Genomic DNA, 22,646 nt, shown 5'->3' on the forward strand with positions numbered 1-22,646 from the left:
TTTTGGCATGTTCGGCTGTAGTTGCTCTTGCTGCGTGCAGTGAATCCGATCAAACGACTGCGGAATCGCGAGCGTCCGGCCCTAATGCGGCAACCGTTTCGGAAGTTGGCGCGCAGCCGCAGTCAGTGGACGTTTGGGCTGACCTGAAACCGGACACATTCCGAAAGCAGTACGACGAGCTGGCAACGAGCAATGGGAGTGACACGATCAGGCGGATGAGCAAGACGAAGGATGGAATTCAAGTAACGTTCAATGACAAGCATTTTCAGCGAGGGGTGGCCGAACTGAAGAAGCTCGATTTGGCGAATGGGCATTTCGAGAGCGATCTTGGAATTCATCTCTTTGTCGACAGTGCTGACAGGATTACAAGAATTGGTGTGGTGGGCGACCGATCCGATCCCGTCAATCTCATGACCTTTATCGGTGCCGTGGGCATCGTCAATAACATGCTGAACCCGGGCCTGGATGAAAAAGCGAAAACGGACTTCCTCGCGTCTCTAAGCCTGACGAGGGGCGATACCGACGCGTCCATCGGGCAGCCGGTTTCAGCATTCAATCGCGGCGGAGCATTCACCTGTGTTTCGGTGCCATCCGAACAAACGACCGGTGTTGGCTGCATCGTGACACCGCGCTCATAGCCGGTCGCCCACTCCGGGCCAAAATTCAGGTGAGGGCCGTCAGCTTTTAAGCTCCGGTCCGTTCTTGGGCCTGGCAGCGTACCCCTGGCCGCTGCTGCCGCGCCGCTTCGGTCCCAGACCTGGCGGTCGAGCAGGGCGGCTCCACGTCATCGAGCCTTTCCAGGGTTTCCCGTCGATAGCGGGTTCTTCGGTGCTGCTTCCTGCAGCCGCAAGTCACGCGACTCGATCGGCGCGGGAGCCGGCGTCCATTGCAACGCGCATCGTTGGATATCCGAACGAACATCCGGCGATTCTGTTGCGCCGCTCCCATCCGGCAGCCATGCCGATCGTAGGCGTGTCGAGGCGCTGTGCAGCCACGCGACGATATCCCCTGAGTTGATGTGCAATGCGAACGGGTTGGCCAAATTTCCATGTCACGAGGAAAGAATGGCGACGACCTGCATCTGCTCGCCGACAGTGTGACGCACACGTTTGCCGGCGCGGTGCGTACGCGCTACCAGCCTCCGGTGCTCGCGGCGCGGTTCACATATCGTCAGATAATTCACATTTATTTTCGTCTAAAATCGCGCTTCTTCTTACTTTTGGACGGAAAGACGTTTTGATTAACCTGACGAAATGTATCTCGCGTACAGCCATCGCCGCATGCGTTGCTTATGCCGGGCTGATGCCTTTATCCCGGCCGGCCGAGGCCCAGGTCGAGCCTCTGAAGAATCCGGTCTACGGCGTGACGCTCGACGACCTGACCAAACTGGATGCGATCATCGCGTCGCTGCAGAACCTGCCGTACCGGCCGACCGTGCGTGTCGTGTTCGATCCGGGTACGTCGGCCGCCGACTACTATGCGCCGCTGCTGCGCCTGCACGCCGTCGCGTACGTGATGGGCGAAGTCTACGATTCGTACTATTTTCCGACCGATCTCGCGACGTACAAGGCGCGCACGCAAGAACTGGTGTCTCAGCTGAAGAACACCGTCGACGTGTGGGAGATCGCGAACGAAATCAACGGCGAATGGCTGCGTAACGACCCGAGCGGCACGAACGCCGTGGTCAATTCGGAAGAGCAGCAGATCGGCCAGATGGTCGCGGCAGCCAATACCATCGTCAAATCGAACGGCGGCAAGACGGCCATCACGCTGTACTACAACGACGACAGCAAGGGCAACAACTGCTGGGAGAAGCCGCAGGATTACTGGAAGACGTGGCCGGCCGCCTTCCTGCCGTCGACGGTTCGCCAGCAGGCCGACTACGCGCTGTTCAGCTACTACCCGTATCAGGATTGCCCGGGGCTCAATCCGTCGTGGAACAGCGATTTCGCGGCGCTGGAAAGCATCTTCCCGAACGCGAAGGTCGGCTTCGGTGAAATCGGGACGTCGGAAACGTCCGCGCCGGCGTCGGTGCAGCAGAACCTGATCAAAACCTATTACCCGATGGTCAACAGCATGACCGATCCGCGCTTCATCGGCGGCTTCTTCTGGTGGAATTACGTCGAGCAAATGCTCCCGTACTCGACGAGCAGCTATTTCCAGTTGCTGCGTCAAACGATCATCACCCTCAAATCGCCCAACTGATCACCCCGTCCACGGGTAATCCAGGCGTCAGCGAAGCCCCTCAGAACCACAATGTCGCGCGCACCACGAGACCACGTGCGCGGGCCGCTGACGTGAGTGGGAACCGGTACTGCACCGTCACGTCGAGATAGCTTGCCGGCGCGGTATACCTGCCTTCGCGAAACCAGTACCTGATCTGCACACCCGGCCCTGCGCCGATCGCCGTCTCGTCCGGCTGACGATTGTCGTGATCGCCCGCGACCGCCACGTGCGGGTAGACGGTCAGCCGATCGCTGATCGTCGGCAACCGCCACGTGTGCCCGTAACGCAGTTCGGAATAGATGATGTAGCGGCCTGCCTTGATGAAGTACGCGCCTTCGACATAAGCCTGCCAGCTGCGCCAGCTCGGCTCGGTGACCCGCAGGTCGGTGCCTGCTTCCGACGAATAGCCCAGGCGCATCAGCCAGTCCGTCGTCGACAGGCTGCCGATATGGAACAGCCGCTCGGCGGTCACCACGACGTTCTGGTCGGGTATCGGCTTGTAACGCGCGCCCACCGACCCCTGCACGGTCGGCATGCCGGTCACGTTGCCCGTGCCGTCGTAGGCCGTACCGTATCCGCGCACGAAGAACTGGAGGATCCTGCCGTTCTGATAGCCGATCTTCGGTGGTTGCCAGTACACCTCGATACCCGGCTGGAGCACGCTGATGGTGCCTTGCGGGCCGAATGCGGCCGACTGGTACGGCGCGCTCAGCACGAAGCCCCAGGTGCGCTCGAGTTGCTCGACCTCTCGCCGATAGCCGAACTTGCGCTGCGCATCGAACGTGTGTTCGTTCTCGTCGGCGTCGAGGCTGTGTTCGAACAGCTGGACGGACTGCTCGTTCAATCCGATCCGCTTGGCGGCATAGCCTGCGTCCGCGTAGTTCATCGCGTTGCCGGCGCCGCCGGCGAAACCTTCCTGGAATGCGTCGAGCGCCTCGCGATCCTTGTGTTCGCGCAGAAGGTCGTAGGCCTGTTGCAGCTTTTGTTGCGCGGTATCGTCGACGGGCGCCTGGGGCGGGGGATCGACTTGCCGCGCCTGCGCCGCGATCGACGCTGCCATGTTCCGCTCGGCATCCGTCGCCGCGTCGCTGGCCGCCAGGTCCGCCATGCGGATCGCGCTGTCGCGGTCGCCGGCCTGCAGGCTGAGTTGCGCGATGCGTACCTGGATCACGGTCGACTTCTCGTCGGCCAGCGGCGCCAGCGCAACGCCGGCTTCATGCGGACGATTCGCCGCGAGCGCACTGTCCGACCACGCGAGACGCAGGTTGCGCTGCTGGTCCGCGCTCCATTTTCCGGTCGCGACGGCCTCCGAGAAGTCGCGGCACGCGACGTCGTACCGCATCTGCCGCTGTGCCAGATAACCATGCTGCGCCAGCACGGCCGCGCTTTTCGGAAAGCGGACGAGCAGCGATTCGGTCATCGCATCCGCTTCGTCGACTTTTCCTTCTCGCCGGTACACGTCCACGAGCAGCAGCCCGAGCTGTTCGCTTCCAGGCTGAACCTTGATGGCGCGCGATGCATAGTATTCAGCGCGGGGCAGGTCGCCTGCGCTGATTGCCTTGTATGCGCCGTCGGCGAGTCGATAGGCCTTCGGCGTCAGATGCTGGGTGGCGAATGCGGGCGCCTGCCAGGCGAGTGACAGGGCGATTGCCAGCGCGCTCAACCTCACGCAGCGCTTGAGGGCAGTCGCGATCGGTCGTGTCGAGCGTTTCATGCCTGTTCTCCCGACGGCTTCCTTGCCGCAGCTGCGTGCGGCGCCCCGTCATCGCCGTCACGTACCCGGGCGATGTCGACGAAGCGCGAGTGCCGGGCGAGTTCGGCAGCGATCTCCGCATCGCACGCAATGAAATACGCAACGTTCGACCTCGCTCCGCGCCGCACGACATCCTGTTCGTCCTGCGTGAGCGGGCGTCCGACCGCAATATTCAGTGTCCCGTCGTCCGCGGTCGAAAACGGGACGGCCCGGTACGCGTACTGCAGCTCGAAGGCGAGCGAGTCCGCAAAGTGGCCCACCGCGACGTTGCCCAGGCTGACCCGGGGCAGGTCAGCCTGCTCGGCGAGCGCGTCGGCCAGCGACTCCGACGACAGCGCGCTGCCTTCGATCAGCAGTTCGCCCAACCGCCTGCCGCAGGTCAGTTGCTTCTCGAGGCTGACCTGCAGTTGCTCCAGCGTGACCACGCCCCAGCCGACCAGGATCTCGCCGATCTTGAGGCGTGCCTTGCCGAGCTCTTCGTTCGACAGGTAGGTATGACTGGTCTTGTCCCATGCGATCGGCTTGCCGCTCGCCAGGTGGCCGAGATAGATGCGCCACGCGCGGCTCACCGCGCAGAAATTGATCAGGTTGTTGACGAACATCCTCGGAATCGAGAGCAGCCCCTGGACCGGTCCGTTCAGTCTGCTGACGAAGTGATAACGCTGCCCGGCGCGGGCGAGCAGCATGACGGTGTTGACCCAAAGCAGCGGCGCGACCCATGCGCCGGCCGCGGCGAGCGGCGCGCTGGCGGGGATGACGTAGCCGGCTCGATGAAGGGCGGCGAGCAGAATGAAGTTGAGCAGCACGCCATAGGCAATCACCGAAAACAGCGACGTCACGATGCCCTTGCGATCGTGGAAGAACATGTAGCGGGTGAGGAGGCTGCCTTTCCAGCCGAGTTGCTCCCAGCCCTGGAAGGCGATGCCGAGGATCCAGCGCGCGCGTTGCCGGTACGCGGTGCGAAACGTCTTGGGAAAATACTCGCGCGTGGCCAGCAGGTTTCGATGGGCGACCCTGCCTCCTGTTCGCGCGCTGCCGGCGTCGTGCGCGATATCCGAAAGCGGAAAGCGCGCGAAGGTTTCCTTCATGCCGAGGTCTCTCAGCCGGAAGCTGAAGTCATAGTCCTCGGTCAACGAACTGGTGTTGAACGGACATCCGTCGCGCTCTTTCATCGCCGCCTCGATCGAGCGCCGGCTGTAGCACGACGCAACGCCCGCGCCCGGGACGACGCCGGTCAGGCGGGCCCGCACCGGCACGTCCTTCTGGTGCGTTTCGCTGAAATCATCGAGATAGCAGCCCGCCACGAACTCGTTCCATTTGCGCGGCAACGACAGCACCGGGAGCTGGACCAGGTCGCTGTCCGCCACCGCATGGTTGAGGTACTTGAGTTCAATCGGGTGAATGACGTCTTCGCAGTCGTGCATGACGACACCTGCGAACTGAATGCGATGGACCGCTTCGTAGCGCAGGATCGCTTCGATGATCCAGTTCAGGCAGTCGGCCTTGCAGGTCGGCCCGTCGTTCATGACCGTTGCGCGCGTCACCCGGCCGGGATACCGGCGAACCATCCGCTCGACTTCGGCGGTGGTTTCTGCATCGTTGTGATAGGTTCCGACGAAGATGACGTAGCGCTCGTACTCGATGGTCGCCAACGTGTTCTCGATCATTTTGGCGATTACGTCATACTCTTTCCAGGCCGGCACCATGAGCGCCAGATGGCGTTCTTCCAGTGTGCGCAGCATGCCGATGTCGATGGTCTGCGATTTCTCGCGACGCAAGATCCGCCCGATTTCAAACGACCAATAACAGGCGTCCAGCGTAAGGTCGTCCAGCGTGCTCACCAGGATGACGATTGCGGTGACAATGGCGACAATGTCGAGTGCATATAGATACGCACTCCATATCATATTATCCATCATTTTTTCCGCGATTTTCTCTTGTCCGTGTTACTTCCCCCTCGTACCAACGCAAGACGAACGCTCCCCGTCCCCGTCGACCCCGTCACGTCCACTCGGTGGCTGGCGCCACACGTATTTCTTTCGCGCCCAGAGGTTCCGTCAGGCCTCGGGCGCGATTGATACGACCACGCAACGTCACCAGAATTGCAACGCGCCCGGTGCATCGATCATCAAGCAAGTCGTGCGCCATCATCGCGTGACCCTTGACCTTCGGCGCGTCGAGACGGGCCGCGCGGGATCGGTCGATCGAATCCCGGCCAAATGTTTCAGTGCTGAAACGTGCGGTCGACTGCCCGGATGAAGCGACGCAGGTGGATCGTTCCGTGAGCTTCGGTTGCCGTCATCGGACACACGTCACGCGAATTCCGTGGTCACAGGTGGGAAGGGTGGTGTCGAACCCGCACATCCGGCGCGTCGATCTGCATTGCACGTGCGCGTTACTCGAGCCGGTCGGCGGCATGGCCGACTGTCGGGTGAGGTGTATCGCGAGTTTTCCCTGAATCGTCCGAACAAGCCCGATGCATGGGCCGGACCAAACTCGCAGCCGGGGCCGCGTTGCATGCCTGAAACGTTTATCGAATCAATTCAGGACTGCCAAGACGAATCGAATCCGATGCGTCGGCCACGTGCCCGTCTGCCGTGGATGGTACGGATCTAGCTTGAAATGAAAACTATCCGGTTGCAGGTTTTTATCCGGTATCAGGCGCGAAAAAAACAACATGACGCCCCGATTCTGAATGGCACTTCGCCATGCTCGTTTCGTGAACGAGATGAACTCAATTTGCATATCAAAGGATGAACATCATGCCTTCGCATCGCAATCAATCTTTTCGAAACGGGTTGAGCACCGTCGGGCTACTCCTCGCATTGATGCCAGCGCTCGTCGTCACCGGCGCGATCCAGGATGCGAGTGCGCAGCAGACGAACAAGTCGTCTTCCGGCAAGATCAAGCCGCCGCCGTTGCCGAACGGCTCGGCCCAGGTCAACGTGAAGGCGGGCATGTCGGACGAGGATTGGGACAAGGCCTACAAGGAAACGGGGCGTCCCAAGTTCGACAGGAAATCCGTGAAGAAAACCAACGGCAACGTGGAACGTGACTAGGGAGAAACGGCCATGAAAAAGATCTTGATCGTCATCGCCCTGCTGGCCGGACTCGCGCAAATGACCCTGCCGGGCACCGCGCATGCGCAGGCCACGACCGCCCATACGCTCGTGCTGTACGACAACCCGGCCAACGATCCGTATTCGAAGCTGGGCCTGATGTACAGCATCATGCTGAGAAACCTGCTCGGCCACTTCAATACGACGGTCGACATGGTGCCGATACAGAACTACACGTCGGGCATGGTCGGGAGCCACGACGTCACGTTCTACATCGGTGACTACTACAACAACCCGATTCCGGCGGCGTTCATGAGCGACGTGATGGCCACCACGAAGACCGTCGTCTGGTTCAAGTACAACCTGTGGCAGCTTGCATGGAATACGGCCTATACGTTCAACCAGACCTTCGGGTTCAGTTTCCTGGGCCTTGCCGGGATGAATGCGACACCTTCATCGAGCAATCCGAATCCCGGTTTCTACGACACCGTCACGTACAAGAACCTGTCGATGGTCAAGTACTACGCGTACAACGCGTCGACCGGTGCGATCAACGCGGATCCGGATGTCGGCCTGACGCAGGTTCTCGACACGACCAAGGCGCAGACGCTCGTCACCATCAAGAACAGCCAGAGCGGTGCAACCACGCCGTACATCATTCGCTCGGGCAATTTCTGGTACTTCGCGGACATGCCGTTCTCGTACATCGGCCCGACGGATCGATACCTGGTGATCTGCGACATCCTGCACGACATCCTGAAGACCAATGCGCCGGTGAATCACCGTGCGCTTGTCCGCCTCGAAGATCTGGATGCCTATACGACGACGATTTCGATGAAGACGCTGACGAATTACCTGTACTCGAAGAAGATCCCGTTCACGATGGCCACCATTCCGTTGTACACGGATCCGAACGGCTATTACAACGGCGGTGTTCCGGAGACGATTCACCTCGCGCAAGCGACGGGCCTCAAGAGTGCGCTGAACTATGCAATCACGCACGGCGGTTCGATCGTGATGCACGGGTACACGCACCAGTACGATTCGACGCCGAATCTCGAGAACGCAGTCAGCGGCAGCGACTACGAGTTCTGGTTCGCGGTGCAGAATCGTCCGGTCGACGAGGATTCCGTGCAATGGGCGGAAGGCAGAATGGCCGATGGCCTCCTCGAATTTACGACCAACGGCTACAAGATCGTCGGCTGGGCCGCGCCGCAGTACCAGATGTCGCCGAACGCAGCGGCAGCCACGGCCCTGACGTTCCCGACGACGTTCCAGCGGGCCGTCTACTACACGTCGACGAATCCGCAACTCGGAACGGGGGCAGCCAACCAGGACTTTTCGGCCGGGCAGTTCTTCCCGTACATCATCAACTCCGATTACTACGGGGAGCGGATCGTTCCGGAGAACCTGGGCAGCGTCCAGTACGACATCTGCAATATCGACCCGTTCTCGTGCATCACGTACACGTGGCAGCAGATCGTCACCAATGCGCAATATGGCCTCGCGGTGCGGGACGGCTTCGCGTCGTTCTTCTTCCACCCGTACTGGCTTGAACCGGAACTCGGATTGCCGGCTTACCAGGACTTCCAGAGCCTCGTGACCGGCATCACGAATCTCGGCTACACGTGGGTAGACGGCACGACGGCCAAGTGACAGTGACGCGAGCCGGAAGCCGTCTTGTGCGACCCGCATGGGCAACGCGGGTCGCACGTTTGCGTTTGATCGGCTACGATGAAGCGCGGGAATGCTTCCGGGGAGGCAGCGATGACCACGTACGCCGTCCGGGCCTTGCGCCGCCTTCGACAGCGCATGGGCCGGTTCCGGCAGGCCTGCCTGCCGTGCCGGCGCAAGCCTGCGCCGCGTTCGTCCCGGGCGACGATGCTCGCGGCGGTCGGTGCATCGTTCGCGCTGGCCGCTTGCAGCTGGACGGCCCACGACGTGCATGCTGACGGCATCGTCTGGCAGATCGACAACGCGACGACGAACCCCGTCGGAAACTGGCAGCAGCTCGGCGTGCACGATCTGCTGATCCAGTGGACCGTCGTCGACGATACCGCGTACGTTGCCGGCACGCATCTCCGTCCCGCGGCGCACCTTCCCGACTGGGCGCGCATCGACCGCGAGCCATGGGCCCGCAACGTCATCCTGGGCCTGGCCGGCTACCAGGACGAAAAGCGTGCGCGCACTCATTTGTCGACACTGGCAGACCAGTCCGACGCGGTCGTGCGCGCGGCGGTTCCGCTGCATGTCACCGGCTACTACTTTCCGGTCGAAATCGATCCGACCTGGCAGGATGCGCCGAAGCTTGCCGCGGTCCTGCAGCGGTTGCCCCGTCCGCTGTGGGTGAGCGTGTACGACCAGACCAATATCGGCGGGAAGGCACTCGCGGACTGGCTCGCGTCGTGGCTGCCGTCGGACGTCGGTGTGTTCTTCCAGGACGGCTGTGGTGTCTATGCGCGCGAGCCCTATGTCGCGCGCACCTATCTGGACGAGCTGGCTTCACGGCTGGGCAAGCGGCGCGTGCGCGTCATCGCGGAGGCCTTCCGGCCGTCCGAGCATGGAGGATTCCGCTCGGCCAGCGCCGAGGAGTTGAGCAGGCAGCTACTCGCCTATCGCGGCTACCCGGCCTACCTGTTCGATGGTCCACATTACGTATCGGACGATCTCGTCCACGCGCTTGCAACCTGGAAGGCCACGGCGCCCGCGGCCGGGCCCGCCGCTCCGGAGCACTGAAGCGGCGTTGCCCGGGAAGTACGTCACTCGACCGTCACCGATTTCGCGAGGTTTCTCGGCTTGTCGATATCCGCACCGCGCAAACACGCCGCGTGATACGCGAGCAACTGCAACGGCACGACGTGCAGGATCGGCGACAACAGCCCGTAGTAATCCGGCATCCGCAGCACCGACACGCCTTCACTGTTGTCGATGCGCGTATCGGCGTCGGCGAATACATAAAGCTGGCCGCCGCGCGCGCGCACTTCCTGCATGTTCGACTTCAGCTTTTCGAGCAGCGCGTCGTTCGGCGCGATCGTCGCGACCGGCATCGTGTGCGTCACGAGCGCGAGCGGCCCGTGTTTCAGCTCGCCCGCCGGATACGCTTCCGCGTGGATGTACGAAATCTCCTTCAGTTTCAGCGCACCTTCGAGCGCGATCGGGTAGTGCAGCCCGCGCCCGAGAAACAGCGCGTTTTCGTGCTGCGAGAATTCCGCCGCCCAGCGTTCGATCTGCGGCTCCAGCCCGAGCACGTCCTCGAGCGCGCCGGGCAGGCGCCGCAACTGCATCGTGTAGCGCGCGAGCTGAGCATCGTCGACGTAGCCGCGCAGCCGCCCGAGCGTGACGGCGAGAATGAACAATGCGACGAGCTGCGTCGTGAATGCCTTGGTCGACGCGACGCCGATTTCCGGGCCTGCCCGCGTCAGGAAGCGCAGGCCGGTCTGGCGCATCATCGCGCTGGTCGGCACGTTGCAGATCGCCAGCGTGTCGACGTGGCCGAGTGCCTGCGCATATTTCAGCGCGGCGAGCGTGTCGGCCGTCTCGCCGGATTGCGACACGCTCACCACCAGCGTGTTCGGCGTCGCGAGCGCGTCGCTGTAACGGTATTCGCTCGCGATTTCGACCTGCGCGGGCACGCGTGCGATCGTTTCGAGCCAGCGACGCGCGGTCAGGCCGGAGTAGTGGCTCGTGCCGCACGCGAGAATCAGCACGTTGTCGATCTGTTCGAAGGCCCGCGCGGCGTCCGGGCCGAATACGGCCGGATCGAACAGCCCGGCGTCCGGGATGGTCGCGGCCACGGCCTGCGGCTGCTCGAAGATCTCCTTTTGCATGAAGTGCCGGTACGCTCCGAGTTCGACCACGCCCTGAGTGGAGGAGACGGTCTGTATCGCGCGCTCGACCGGCTTGCCGCCGTGGTCGAGCACGCGTACGCCGCCGGGCGTCAGTTCGACGATGTCGCCTTCCTCGAGAAAGATGAAGCGATCCGTGATGCCGGCAAGCGCGAGTGCGTCGGATGCAAGAAAGCATTCGCCGTCCTTCACGCCGACGACGAGCGGGGAGCCCGCCCGCGCGCCGATCAGCCGCTGCGGCTCGTGCTTGCTGAATACCGCGATCGCGTAGGCGCCGTGAAGCTGCGACGTCGCATCGCGCACGGCGGCGAGCAGGTCGCCGCGATACTTGCTGTGAATCAGGTGGGCGACGACTTCCGTGTCGGTCTGCCCGTCGAATTCGTAGTGTTCGTCAGAAAGTTGCTTGCGCAACGTTTCGTGGTTTTCGATGATGCCGTTGTGAACGAGCGCGATTTCGTCGCGCGAGAAGATCGGATGCGCGTTGCAGGTCGCCGGCGCGCCATGGGTTGCCCAGCGTGTATGCGCGATGCCGGTGCTGCCGGTCAGGCCGGCACTGCGGACATGTGCGTCGAGATCGGCAACGCGCGAGACGCTGCGCTCGCGGCGCGCCTGGCCGTCGACGACCGTCGCGACCCCGCACGAATCGTAGCCGCGATATTCGAGGCGACGCAGACCTTCAATCAGAATCGGGATGATGTCCCGTTGCGCGACCGCGCCGACGATGCCACACATGACACGTCTCCTTCTCCAAGGGTGATCATGGACCGCGCAGGCCCTTGCGCCAGCGCGGTGCCGTTGCCGCCGCCGTCGTGAATCCGCATCGAGCGGGCGCGACGGGGTCGACCGTCCGGCTTTCGAATGCCTGATACAGCGACTCGTCCAGGACGTTCCAGTGCGGGCCGTGACGGTACGGACCGGATCGAATCTGCCAGCAGGCGATCGTGCTCCAGTCGTTCATCCTGGCCGCAACCAGCGCGATCAAACCCCACGGATAGTCGCTGCCGGCGAGTTGTTGCCAGGTCTTTCCATATTTCTGCATCCATTGCGCATAGATCGTTTCGCCCGATTGTTCGGGCACCTGGATGTCGGACAGGAGCGGAATGATTTGCGCGATCTTCGCCGGATAAAAGCTCGCATCGCTGATCTGTTGCGTGCTGGCGCGAAAGCCGGATTGCGCGCCGCGCCAGAACACCTTCACGATGGCCGCCGCGAGCCGGTCGGCGCGCTGGCTCCAGGGGCCCGCGTGCGTGTAGTCGGCGTGCCGGACGTAGTACGTCGAGAGCGCCTGGAACGCGCTGTGCACCTCGACGTTGTCCATCAGCAGCGCGACGTGCAGCGACGACGAGGCCTGATAGACGCCGGCGGTCTTGTCGAGCAGGGTGTCCAGATGCATGCCCGCGCGGTTCAGGCTGAGCTCCCATGCGGCGGGCAGGCCGTCGGGCGGCGCGAAGCGGGCGAGCAGTTCGATCCAGGTCGCCATCATCGCATCGTCGGTGTCGGCGTCCGCGCATGCGCTGTACCGGTCGTGCTTCAAGCAGTACCGATCGAAGCCGCCGTCATGGCGCTGGCGCGACAACAACCACGCAATCCACGCGAGCGCAGCCTGATGGGCGTCGAGTCGCGTGTCGTCCGCGGCGAGCAGCGCCTTCGCCGCGACATACGGATCGACGCCTGCGCCGTTCATGCGAACGGTAATGGCCCCGTCGGGGCGCTGGTACCGCCCGCCGATCCGGAGTTCGGCAGCATCCGCGTGCAGCATGAAGCCGCACGCGGCGATCCAGCAGGCAACGCGCGACAGGCGACGCAGCAGCACGGCGGCGACGCGTGAGCGTGCGGTCGGGCGCAGCGCGGGCCGGTTCATCATCGTGGGCTCCTGCGCAATCATCGCCGGGCGCGGCGTTGGCCGCGTCGCGCCCGGCGAGCGTGTCGACGTGGTGGCTCGGTTTCATCGTGGCGCCGCTGAAACCGAGGCTGGTGCCGTTATTTGCGATCCCGCGTCCGTTCTTCACATGAGAACGTGAAGACGGCCCCTCGATTGCGCTTGTGTCAACGTGAAGCGGCAGTACGTGCGTGTCGCGGTGCGGTCATTTCGTCCGCCCGGATACGTCGCGTCCCGGCCTCGATGCGTGGGTGTGTCCTGCGCTCGTCTGTCGCGCGAGCGTTCAGGGACGCACCTGCCCTGAATCAAGCAAGGCGCGAGCCATCGGCCGCGATACCGTACGCAGCAAGGAGCGCGAGGTTGGTTGTGCGCGCGTTGCGGGTGGCGACGGCACGTTTTGATTCACCGAAGAATCAGCGTGAGCGCAAGCGGCGAGCGCGTCCGGTCGATGTCGAACTCCGCACGCATCATGCGGTGAACGATTTGTCTGCCAAACCTGAAATGCCTTGCCGGGCGGGACTTCGATTGAATGGTCGCGTGGCCTTGATGGTTGTGTACGCATCTATATAGCGTGCATGCCGTTCGTTCGGCGGTGCGCACGGGATGGGCGGACTTCGATGCAACCGTCGGTTCCGGGCAGGCGTTACACATTCGCAACATTTCCGGCCCGTCGATTCGTGCGACGTGAACAGCATGGCGTGTCCGGAAAATCCGCCTGCGCGCGCGTGGCCGGACGGCGACTGCGCGCGTCGCGCTGCACAGACAAAAGGTGCGAATCGAGGCGACGAAAAGCGCTTCGAGAGATGCGCTCGATTCGGTGCGCGGCGCACGGGCGATATGAAATCGCGATTGATCGGACGTGGTCGCCGGATGGATCGCGCAACCGGCCGGACGTTTGCCTGTACGTGCTCCATCGGCGATGCGACGCTCGTAGCAGTTGTGAAACATTCCGTCACATGCGGCATGTGTGTCGCGTGCATCGCGCGAACCGGATGCGGCCGCAGGGCGGCTGGTTTGAATATTGCTGTAGTGAAGGTGATGCGACGAACGGACGTCGCGCCCGACACGGCGAGGAACCGCTCATGACATGACTGATCAAGCGTAACGGGACGCCGGTAGTACGACGATTCGCGCGGCGGAGACCGCGGGGACAGGACGGTGTGCTCGCTTCGCGACACGGCTACGTGTCGACCGCATGCGAGTACGGGAGGCGCCGCCTGAATACATGCTTCGCGCGACGAGCGGGGTCATTCGGCGCGAAGCGGCTAAACGAGGATAACGATGAAGAAGATTTTGCTTGTGTTCGGGACTCGGCCGGAGGCCATCAAGATGGCACCGCTCGTCCGTGCGCTGAAGGCACAGGCGGATGTCGACGCCCGGGTATGCGTGACGGCGCAGCATCGTGAAATGCTCGATCAGGTGCTGACGCTGTTCGACATCAAGCCCGACTACGATCTCAACGTGATGCGGCAAAGCCAGACGCTGACCGATGTCACGACAGGCATTCTTCAGGCGATCGGTCTGGTCTTCGACGAACTGCGTCCGGACGTCGTGCTGGTACACGGCGATACGACGACCACGCTCGCGGTCAGTCTCGCGGCGTTTTACCGCTATCTTCCGGTCGGGCATGTGGAGGCCGGCTTGCGCAGCGGCGACATCTGGTCGCCGTGGCCGGAAGAGCTGAATCGCCGTGTGACCGACGCAGTGTCGTCATGGCATTTCGCGCCGACCGGGCAGGCTCGCGACAACCTGCTGAGCGAGGGGGTGCCGGGCGGTGGCGTCTCGCTGACGGGCAACACGGTAATCGATGCGTTGCACGAGGTCAGGCAGATGCTCGATCGAAACACCGCGCTCTCGGACAAGGTGGCCGCGTATTTCCCGTTTCTCGAACCATCGCGGCGCGTGGTGCTGATCACCGGCCATCGGCGCGAAAGTTTCGGCGAACCGTTCCAGCATTTCTGCGAGGCGCTGTGCACGCTGGCGAGCCGCTATCGCGACGCGCAGTTCGTCTATCCGCTGCACATGAATCCGAACGTGAGGGAGCCGGCCCGGGCGCGGCTCGGCGGCGTGCCGAACATCTACCTGATCGAGCCGCAGGAATACCTGTCGTTCGTATTCCTGATGTCACGCGCGCATTTCATCATCACGGATTCGGGCGGCATTCAGGAAGAGGGGCCGGCACTGGGCAAGCCGGTGCTCGTCACGCGCGACACGACCGAGCGGCCCGAAGCGATCCAGGCCGGCACCGCGCGGCTCGTCGGCACCGATCAGGAGCGGATCGTGTGGGAAGCGTCGCGGCTGTTCGACAGCGATAGCGCGTACGAGGAAATGGCGCGCGCGAGCAATCCGTACGGCGATGGCCATGCGAGCGAGCGGATCGTTCATGCGTTGATGCGGACGCCCGGGGTGACCACGAAGACGACGAGTTTCTCGATGGGGGCAACGGAGATGCCGTTCAACGCGCTCACGCTGGGGTTGCAGGCGTTGCGGTCGCCGTGAGCAGGATGGCGCGATAACACCTTCCGGGACGCTCGAGACCGACGCACCAGGATCCGGTCCGGCCGCGAGGCCGGCCGGATCCTGGCAGTCGTGTTACCGGATCGCATTTTTCCGACGCATTCAAAAGTGTTTTCGCGGAAAGTCCCTTTCCCGGTGTAGCGTCGTGCACGGATACTTCAGCGGATATCCACCCCGCATCTTCCGGGCATCGCATCGACGTCCGGATTCGCGATGCGGGGAACGCCTTGCACGCGATCGCCGATCGTCCGTCGCGACGCATGCGGCACAGCCTCGTCGTTGCCGGCTGTCGCGTCTCACACCATGCCAATCACCATGACTCAATCCAATCATCAAGCATCGTTGCCGGCCCGCTATCGGGCGTGGACCTGGCAGGGCAGCGAGCATCCTGCGCAGTTGCGTCTCGAACAACGGGAGATGCCGGTACTGAAGCCCGGCCAGGCGCTGGTCCGCAACCATGCAGTCGGCCTCAATCCGGTCGACTGGAAAGTGCTGGGCGGCGCGCTGGTGAACTGGCGTCCCGGCCATGTGCCCGGCGTCGACGGTGCGGGCACGGTGGTCGCTGTCGCGGACGACACGATGCGTCACCTGCTGGGCCGACGCGTTGCCTATCATCAGGCGCTCGGCGAACACGGGAGTTTCGCGGAATACACGCCCGTTGCCGCTTCCACGCTATTGACGGTGCCCGAAACGCTCGATTTCGAAACGGCGGCGAGCGTTCCGTGTCCGGCGCTGACTGCGTGGCAGGCGCTCGAGAAGGTGCCGTGTCGCCTGTCGCGGGAAATCCTCGTCAGCGGCGCAGGGGGCGCGGTCGGCAACTATCTGGTGCAGATCGCCGTCGAGCGCGGATTCGTGGTGTCGGTGTCGAGTCACGAGCTGCATTGGGAGCGCCTGCGCGAGCGAGGGGCAAGCCGTTTCCTGACCGGCCCGGGCGACGAAGCCATCGGCGCGACGCACGAGCTGGCGCGGCGCTTCCACGCGGTGTTCGACAGCGTCGATGCGCAACACGCCGCCCGTTGGGCACCCGCGGTGTCTGCCAACGGACACATCGTGTGTATCCAGGGGCGCTTCGACGCGCCGCCGCTGCCGCCGTTCACGTCGAGCGTGTCGCTTCACGAGGTCGCGCTGAACGCGCTGCACACGTACGGCGACGACGCGGCATGGCTCGAGACGACCGCGGCGGGAAGCATGCTGCTGGCCTGCATCGCCAACGGCCGGATGCAACCCGAAGCGCGCGTCACGGGCGACTTCGAGACCTTGCCAGCGCAACTGGAAGGGCTCAGGGATCGGCGGTTCTCGGGCAAACCGGTGGTGCTCGCCGGATAGCGGGAGCCGCCGGCTCGCGCGAGATCTTGTGTCGGGACGCGTCCGGCGCAAAACCGCCGCGCATCAGTTAAAGTTGGATCCCGGGTCATTCACCACACGAATCCGCTTGTCGCGGGCGCTGCCGACGCTGCCCGGGCGGGACGTCGCGCCCGGGCGCCGATGATCCGCGCGTCGTGTCTGGCAGTCTGGACAGGGTCGCGTTGCCTGAGTGATGGTTTCGTGGGGCAGAATCCGGACCGGCAGGCTTCCGCTTTCGATCGGTATGGCGCGCCGGGCGCGCGGCAACTCCCGGCCGTTGGCAGCATCGATAACGCATTGATCGCCGGTTCGGCCGGCGAAGCAGTCCACCAGGCGGTGCCGGGGCGGCGCAGTCGAACGTACCCGGCACCGTTCGAATCCCCACATGGCACCCGTGGTGCGACGCGGGCGCCTCGATCAGGAGGTGAACGATGATCACGCTGACCATCAACGGTAGCGAGCAGCACTTCGACGGCAATCCCGACATGCCGTTGCTCTGGTATCTGCGCGATGTCCTCGGCCACACCGGCACCAAGTTCGGCTGCGGCATGGCGCTGTGCGGTGCGTGCACCGTGCATCTCGACGGGGTGGCGATCCGCTCGTGCATCACGCCCGTCGCGGCGGCTTCCGGCAAGCGCGTGACGACGATCGAGGGACTGTCGACGGACCTGACGCATCCGCTGCAGCAGGCGTGGCAGGAACTGAACGTCGCGCAATGCGGCTACTGCCAGTCCGGGCAGATCATGCAGGCCGCGTCGCTGCTGAAGACGAACCCCCATCCGACCGACGCCGACATCGACGACGCGATGTCCGGCAACATCTGCCGCTGCGGCACCTATACGCGCATTCGCGCGGCGATCCGGCTGGCCGTGCGCCGCGGAGGTGCCGCATGAGCACGCCCGAATTCTCCGTCCACAACGCAAGCCGTCGCGCGCTGCTGCTCGGCTTCGCGTCCGGCGGGCTGGTGCTCGCGTTCGGCGTGCCGTCGCTGGCGCTGGCGGCCGCGCCGGCGCAGCCGCCCGTCAGCGCGAATCCGCAGTATGGCGGTGCGGGAATGCCGCACGGGTTGCGCGACGACCCGAACCTGTTCGTCGCGATCGCACCGGACGGCACCGTCACCGTTACCTGCATCCGCTCGGAGATGGGGCAGGGCGTGCGCACGAGCGTCGCGCTCGTGGTGGCCGACGAACTGGGCGCGGACTGGGCGCGCGTGAAGGTCGCGCAGGCCGTCGGCGACGAGCCGCGCTACGGCAACCAGAACACCGACGGCTCGCGCAGCTTGCGCCAGAGCTTTGCCGCATTGCGTCGCGCGGGTGCCGCCGCGCGCACGATGCTCGAGCAGGCTGCGGCCGCCGCGTGGGGCGTCGATGCAGGTCAGGTCAGGGCGGGGGTGCACGAGATCGTCGACACGAAGAGCGGGCGCAAGCTCGGCTTCGGGGAACTCGCGGCGAAGGCGGCCGCGCTGCCGGTGCCGGATACGAAGACACTCGCGCTGAAAGCACCGGCCGAGTTCCGCTATATCGGCAAGGGCAACACGGCACTGATCGACGGGCGCGACATCGTCGGCGGCCGCGCGCATTACGGAATCGACACGCGGCTCGACGGCATGCTGTATGCGGTCGTCGCGCGCCCGCCGGCCTACGGCGATACGGTCGCGTCGTTCGATGCATCGGCTGCCGAGAAGCTGCCGGGCGTCGTCAAGGTCGTGCAACTTGCCTCGACGCCGTTGCCGTCCGGCTTCCAGCCGCTCGGTGGCGTCGCGGTCATTGCGCGCGATACGTGGACGGCGATCCAGGCACGCGCGCAGTTGAAGATCGACTGGAAGCGCGGCCCCCATGCGAACTACGATTCGGCCGAGTATCGCAAGGCGCTCGAAACGGCCGCCGCGCAGCCGGGCGACGTGATCCGCAACGACGGCGATGCGGCACCGGCGCTGGCCGGCGCCGCGAAACGCGTGCGCGCGACGTACTACATCCCGCATCTCGCGCATGCGACGATGGAGCCGCCCGCGGCCGTCGCGCGCGTGGCCGACGGCCGCTGCGAAGTATGGACCTGCACGCAGGCGCCGCAGACCACGCGCGACGAGATCGCGAAGGCGCTCGGACTGCCGACCGAGCGCGTGACGGTCAACGTGACGCTGCTCGGCGGCGGGTTCGGCCGCAAGTCGAAACCCGACTACGTGGTGGAAGCGGCGCTGCTGTCGAAAGCGGTCGGCGCGCCGGTCAAGCTGACGTTCACGCGCGAGGACGACATCGCGCACGACTACTTCCACGCGGTGTCGCTCGAAGCGTTCGACGGCGGGATCGATGCGTCGGGGAAAGTGGTTGCGTGGCAGCATCGCACGGTCGCGCCGTCGATCCAGTCGACGTTCAAGGCGGGCGTCGTGCACGAGCAGCCGGGCGAACTCGCGCAAGGCATCGCCGATCTACCGTTCGCGATTCCGAACGTGCGGATCGAGAATCCGGCCGCGGAGGCGCACACGCGGATCGGCTGGTTCCGCTCGGTCTACAACATCCCGCATGCGTTCGGCATCCAGAGTTTCGTGTCGGAGCTTGCGCATGCGGCCGGCCGCGATCCGAAGGATTTCCTGCTCGAACTGATCGGGCCCGCGCGGCGCTTCGAGCCGCACATCACCGTGAAGAACGTGAACTATGGAGAGGATCCCGCGCTGTATCCGGTCGATACGGGGCGGCTGCGGCGCGTGGTCGAGACGGTCGCGCGCGAAGCCGGGTGGGGGCGCAAGCTGCCGAAGGGGCACGGGCTCGGGATCGCCGCGCATCGCAGCTTCGTGTCGTACACGGCGGCGGTGTGCGAGGTGCAGGTCGGTGCGGACGGCAGGATTACGGTGCCGCGCGTCGACATCGCGATCGACTGCGGGCCGCAGGTCAATCCGGAACGGGTACGCTCGCAGCTCGAGGGCGCGGTGGTGATGGGGCTCGGCATTGCGTTGCACGGCGAGATCACCTTCAAGGACGGCCACCCGGAGCAGAGCAACTTCAACGGCTTCCAGGTACTGAGAATGAACGAGGCGCCGCGCGAAATCCGCGTGCATCTCGTCGCGCCGGACGATTTCTCGACACCGCTTGGCGGTGTCGGCGAGCCGGGCCTGCCGCCCGTCGCGCCGGCGCTGACCAACGCAATCTTCGCGGCGACCGGCACGCGCATCCGCAGCCTGCCGGTCGCCGATCAGCTCGCGAAGCCGCAGGCGGGTTGACGCAACATTTCTCCCCACGCCGGGCCCTATCGTGCGGCCCGGTCCACATCAAGCCTGGAACAAGGAGTGTGACGTGGCCTCATCCGATGTCAGTGTGAAGCAGACGGTTTCCCCCGCCGAATGGGATGCACGAGTCAACCTGGCGGCCGCATATCGCCTCACCGCGCTGTTCGGCTGGGACGATCTCGTGTTCACCCATATCTCCGCGCGCGTGCCCGGCCCGGAACACCATTTCCTGATCAACCCGTACGGGATGATGTTCGACGAGATCAAGGCGTCGTCGCTGGTCAAGATCGATCTGGACGGACGCAAGGTGTCCGAATCACCGTACGAGATCAACCCGGCCGGCTTCACGATCCACAGCGCGGTGCATGCGGCCCGCGACGATGCGCAGTGCGTGATGCACACGCATTCGATCAACGGCGTGGCCGTGTCGGCCCAGGAAGGGGGGTTGCTGCCGCTGTCGCAGCAGTCGCTCGGCGTGCTCGCGTCGCTCGGCTATCACGACTACGAAGGCATCGCGCTCAACGAAGGCGAGAAGGCGCGGCTCGTGCGCGACCTCGGCAGCAACACGAACCTGATGCTGCGCAACCATGGGCTGCTGACCGTCGGCGCGACACCGGCCGACGCGTTCGTCGCGATGTACTTCTTCGAAGCGGCCTGCATGATCCAGGTCCGCGCGCAAGCCGGCGGCTCGGGGCTGCTGCCGATCGCGCAGCCGATTCTCGACGGCATCCGGCAGCAGATCGCCGCGGTCACGCGGGGGATGGGCGCGGGCGCGCTCGTCTGGCCCGGGCTGCTGCGCCGCCTCGAGCGGCGCAATCCCGGGTACGCGGACTAGCTCGTCCGTCGTTGTCGTTTGCGAACGACCGTGCTAAATTCATGCCGGCAGTTGCAGTCACGGAACCCTTCATTCGGCTGACAGAGCCGGCACCCCGGGAGGCAGCACGATGAGCCTGTTGATGTCGCGACGCGATCTCGCGTTCCTGCTGTATGACTGGCTCGACGCCGAAGCGCTCGTCGCGCTGCCGCGTTACGCGGAGCACAGTCGCGAGACCTTCGACGCGGTGCTCGACACCAGCGAGCGGATTGCCGAAGACCTGTTCGCACCGCATGCGGCGCGCGGCGATCGCGAGGAACCTCATTTCGACGGCGAACGCGTGACGCTGATCCCGGAAGTCGCACCGGCGGTACGCGCATTCGCGGATGCGGGGCTGATCGCCGCGGGGCATGACGAAGCGCTCGGCGGCATGCGGCTGCCGAAACTGGTCGAAGCCGCGTCGTTCCTGTTCTTCCAGGCCGCGAACATCGCGACGGCCGCGTATCCGTTCCTGACCGTCGCCAATGCGAACCTGCTCGTCGCACACGGCAGCCCTGCGCAGATCGACGCGTTCGCGCGCCCGGAACTGGAAGGGCGCTTCCTCGGCACGATGTGCCTGTCCGAGCCGCAAGCCGGTTCGTCGCTGTCCGACATCGCGACGCGCGCGGATTTCGAACGCGACTCGCCGCTCGGCCCGCGCTACCGGCTGACCGGCAACAAGATGTGGATTTCGGGCGGCGAACACGAGCTGGCGGAGAACATCGTCCACCTCGTGCTCGCGAAGATTCCCGACGAACACGGCCGCTTGCAGCCCGGCACGCGCGGCATCTCGCTGTTCATCGTGCCGAAGTTCCTGACGGGCACCGACGGCGGCGCGCCCGGCGAGCACAACGACGTCGTGCTCGCCGGACTGAACCACAAGATGGGCTATCGTGGCACGACCAACTGCCTGCTGAATTTCGGCGAAGGCACGCGTCATCGTCCGGACGGGCGTGCGGGGGCGATCGGGTATCTGGTTGGCAAGCCGAATCACGGCCTCGCATCCATGTTCCACATGATGAACGAGGCGCGCATCGGTGTCGGGGCGGGTGCGGTGGCGCTCGGCTACACGGGCTACCTGCATGCGCTCGATTACGCGCGCAACCGGCCGCAGGGGCGACCGCTCGGGCCGGCCGGCAAGGACGCGGCCGCGCCGCAGGCGCCGATCGTCGCGCATCCGGACGTGCGGCGGATGCTGCTCGCGCAGAAGGCCTATGTCGAAGGCGGCCTCGCGCTGATCCTGTACTGCGCGAAGCTGGTCGACGAAGCGCGTGCGCATGACGACGAGGCGGTACGCGCCCATGCCGCGCGCCTGCTCGACGTGCTCACGCCGATCGCGAAAAGCTGGCCGTCGCAGTGGTGTCTTGCCGCGAATGATCTCGCGATCCAGGTGCACGGCGGCTACGGCTACACGCGCGACTACGCGGTCGAGCGGCTCTATCGCGACAATCGCTTGAACCCGATTCACGAAGGCACGCACGGCATCCAGGCGCTGGACCTGCTGGGCCGCAAGGTCGTGCAGGACGATGGCGCGCTGCTGCGCGCACTCGACGCGCGGATCGGCGCAACCGTCGAGCGTGCACGTGTGCCGGATGCCGGCACGCGCGAGCAGGCCGACGCATTGGCGCAGCGCTGGGCGCGGCTGTGCGACGTCACGCGCCAGCTGGGTGCGATCGGCGATCCGCAGACGCGGCTCGCGAATGCGAGCGTTTATCTGGAAGCGTTCGGCCATCTCGTCGTTGCATGGATATGGCTCGACGTGACGCTTGCCGCGCACGGGCACGAAGGCGATTTCCACGATGGCAAGCGTGCGGCGGCCCGTTACTTTTTCCGCTGGGAATTGCCGAAGGTGGATGCGCAGCTCGATCTGCTGTCGAGCGTCGATACGACGACGCTCGACATGCACGACGCGTGGTTCTGAACGTGGTTTCACTGACATTCCGGAATGCA

16 protein-coding genes are annotated in these 22,646 nt (G+C 64.6%); 11 read left to right on the forward strand and 5 right to left on the reverse strand.

What is annotated here, in order from left to right:
• Positions 1-215: 215 nt before the first annotated feature.
• Both AC5LXK_RS06835 and AC5LXK_RS06840 read left to right on the forward strand, forming a co-directional pair.
• Positions 216-638, forward strand: a complete 423-nt coding sequence (locus AC5LXK_RS06835; protein WP_493390887.1) for a hypothetical protein — start codon at positions 216-218, stop codon at positions 636-638.
• Between the two features lie 664 nt (positions 639-1,302).
• The gene (locus AC5LXK_RS06840) at positions 1,303-2,205 is read left to right on the forward strand and encodes a hypothetical protein (RefSeq protein WP_493390888.1); all 903 of its coding nucleotides are present in this window, start codon (positions 1,303-1,305) and stop codon (positions 2,203-2,205) included.
• A 40-nt stretch (positions 2,206-2,245) separates the two neighbouring features.
• Here AC5LXK_RS06840 and AC5LXK_RS06845 read toward each other — a convergent pair whose 3' ends face one another.
• Positions 2,246-3,940 carry an NfrA family protein gene (locus AC5LXK_RS06845; RefSeq protein ID WP_493390889.1) on the reverse strand — a complete coding sequence of 565 codons (1,695 nt, stop codon included), beginning with the start codon at positions 3,938-3,940 and terminating at the stop codon, positions 2,246-2,248.
• Positions 3,937-5,895, reverse strand: coding sequence for a glycosyl transferase family protein (locus tag AC5LXK_RS06850; protein WP_493390890.1), 1,959 nt, complete (start codon positions 5,893-5,895; stop codon positions 3,937-3,939). The genes AC5LXK_RS06845 and AC5LXK_RS06850 overlap by 4 nt, the downstream gene beginning before the upstream one ends.
• An 882-nt stretch (positions 5,896-6,777) precedes the next feature.
• Here AC5LXK_RS06850 and AC5LXK_RS06855 point away from each other — a divergent pair.
• From AC5LXK_RS06855 to AC5LXK_RS06865, 3 genes are all read left to right on the forward strand, one after another.
• Positions 6,778-7,038, forward strand: coding sequence for a hypothetical protein (locus AC5LXK_RS06855; RefSeq protein WP_493390891.1), 261 nt, complete (start codon positions 6,778-6,780; stop codon positions 7,036-7,038).
• A 12-nt stretch (positions 7,039-7,050) separates the two neighbouring features.
• On the forward strand, positions 7,051-8,694 hold the full coding sequence (locus AC5LXK_RS06860; protein WP_493390892.1) for a DUF2334 domain-containing protein: 1,644 nt from the start codon (positions 7,051-7,053) through the stop codon (positions 8,692-8,694).
• A 111-nt stretch (positions 8,695-8,805) separates the two neighbouring features.
• Positions 8,806-9,774 (forward strand): alpha-amylase family protein, encoded by a 969-nt coding sequence (locus AC5LXK_RS06865; RefSeq protein ID WP_493390893.1) that lies wholly within the window; start codon positions 8,806-8,808, stop codon positions 9,772-9,774.
• 23 nt (positions 9,775-9,797) lie between these two features.
• Here the strand turns inward: AC5LXK_RS06865 and glmS are convergent, their stop codons facing one another.
• The 3 genes from glmS to AC5LXK_RS06880 form a co-directional block, all read right to left on the reverse strand.
• Positions 9,798-11,615 carry a glutamine--fructose-6-phosphate transaminase (isomerizing) gene (gene glmS, locus AC5LXK_RS06870; protein WP_493390894.1) on the reverse strand — a complete coding sequence of 606 codons (1,818 nt, stop codon included), beginning with the start codon at positions 11,613-11,615 and terminating at the stop codon, positions 9,798-9,800.
• 25 nt (positions 11,616-11,640) lie between these two features.
• A complete protein-coding gene (locus AC5LXK_RS06875) occupies positions 11,641-12,744 on the reverse strand; it encodes a hypothetical protein (protein WP_493391194.1) in 1,104 nt (367 codons plus the stop codon).
• 420 nt (positions 12,745-13,164) lie between these two features.
• Positions 13,165-13,710 carry a hypothetical protein gene (locus tag AC5LXK_RS06880; RefSeq protein WP_493390895.1) on the reverse strand — a complete coding sequence of 182 codons (546 nt, stop codon included), beginning with the start codon at positions 13,708-13,710 and terminating at the stop codon, positions 13,165-13,167.
• 333 nt (positions 13,711-14,043) lie between these two features.
• On the opposite strand from AC5LXK_RS06880, the gene wecB reads away from it, so the two are divergent.
• From wecB to AC5LXK_RS06910, 6 genes are all read left to right on the forward strand, one after another.
• A complete protein-coding gene (gene wecB, locus AC5LXK_RS06885) occupies positions 14,044-15,261 on the forward strand; it encodes a non-hydrolyzing UDP-N-acetylglucosamine 2-epimerase (RefSeq protein ID WP_493390896.1) in 1,218 nt (405 codons plus the stop codon).
• 333 nt (positions 15,262-15,594) lie between these two features.
• A complete protein-coding gene (locus AC5LXK_RS06890) occupies positions 15,595-16,605 on the forward strand; it encodes a zinc-binding dehydrogenase (RefSeq protein WP_493390897.1) in 1,011 nt (336 codons plus the stop codon).
• 449 nt (positions 16,606-17,054) lie between these two features.
• Complete coding sequence (locus AC5LXK_RS06895; RefSeq protein ID WP_175844596.1) at positions 17,055-17,516, forward strand: (2Fe-2S)-binding protein; 462 nt, start codon at positions 17,055-17,057, stop codon at positions 17,514-17,516.
• Entirely contained in the window at positions 17,513-19,837 is a 2,325-nt protein-coding gene (locus tag AC5LXK_RS06900) for a xanthine dehydrogenase family protein molybdopterin-binding subunit (RefSeq protein WP_493390898.1), read from the forward strand. The genes AC5LXK_RS06895 and AC5LXK_RS06900 overlap by 4 nt, the downstream gene beginning before the upstream one ends.
• A gap of 73 nt (positions 19,838-19,910) precedes the next feature.
• Positions 19,911-20,678 (forward strand): class II aldolase/adducin family protein, encoded by a 768-nt coding sequence (locus AC5LXK_RS06905; RefSeq protein ID WP_493390899.1) that lies wholly within the window; start codon positions 19,911-19,913, stop codon positions 20,676-20,678.
• 109 nt (positions 20,679-20,787) lie between these two features.
• Positions 20,788-22,617 (forward strand): acyl-CoA dehydrogenase, encoded by a 1,830-nt coding sequence (locus AC5LXK_RS06910; protein WP_493390900.1) that lies wholly within the window; start codon positions 20,788-20,790, stop codon positions 22,615-22,617.
• The last annotated feature ends 29 nt before the right edge of the window (positions 22,618-22,646 follow it).

This window comes from Burkholderia pulmonis, assembly GCF_984667975.1.

Coding starts and splice junctions, on each gene's coding strand:
- AC5LXK_RS06835 (WP_493390887.1), top strand. CDS start 216: ATGAGCAAGACGAAGGATGGAATTCAAGTAACGTTCAATGACAAGCAT.
- AC5LXK_RS06840 (WP_493390888.1), top strand. CDS start 1,303: ATGCCTTTATCCCGGCCGGCCGAGGCCCAGGTCGAGCCTCTGAAGAAT.
- AC5LXK_RS06845 (WP_493390889.1), bottom strand. CDS start 3,940: ATGAAACGCTCGACACGACCGATCGCGACTGCCCTCAAGCGCTGCGTG.
- AC5LXK_RS06850 (WP_493390890.1), bottom strand. CDS start 5,895: ATGGATAATATGATATGGAGTGCGTATCTATATGCACTCGACATTGTC.
- AC5LXK_RS06860 (WP_493390892.1), top strand. CDS start 7,051: ATGAAAAAGATCTTGATCGTCATCGCCCTGCTGGCCGGACTCGCGCAA.
- AC5LXK_RS06865 (WP_493390893.1), top strand. CDS start 8,806: ATGACCACGTACGCCGTCCGGGCCTTGCGCCGCCTTCGACAGCGCATG.
- glmS (WP_493390894.1), bottom strand. CDS start 11,615: ATGTGTGGCATCGTCGGCGCGGTCGCGCAACGGGACATCATCCCGATT.
- AC5LXK_RS06875 (WP_493391194.1), bottom strand. CDS start 12,744: ATGAACCGGCCCGCGCTGCGCCCGACCGCACGCTCACGCGTCGCCGCC.
- AC5LXK_RS06880 (WP_493390895.1), bottom strand. CDS start 13,710: ATGTTTCACAACTGCTACGAGCGTCGCATCGCCGATGGAGCACGTACA.
- wecB (WP_493390896.1), top strand. CDS start 14,044: ATGAAGAAGATTTTGCTTGTGTTCGGGACTCGGCCGGAGGCCATCAAG.
- AC5LXK_RS06890 (WP_493390897.1), top strand. CDS start 15,595: ATGACTCAATCCAATCATCAAGCATCGTTGCCGGCCCGCTATCGGGCG.
- AC5LXK_RS06895 (WP_175844596.1), top strand. CDS start 17,055: ATGATCACGCTGACCATCAACGGTAGCGAGCAGCACTTCGACGGCAAT.
- AC5LXK_RS06900 (WP_493390898.1), top strand. CDS start 17,513: ATGAGCACGCCCGAATTCTCCGTCCACAACGCAAGCCGTCGCGCGCTG.
- AC5LXK_RS06910 (WP_493390900.1), top strand. CDS start 20,788: ATGAGCCTGTTGATGTCGCGACGCGATCTCGCGTTCCTGCTGTATGAC.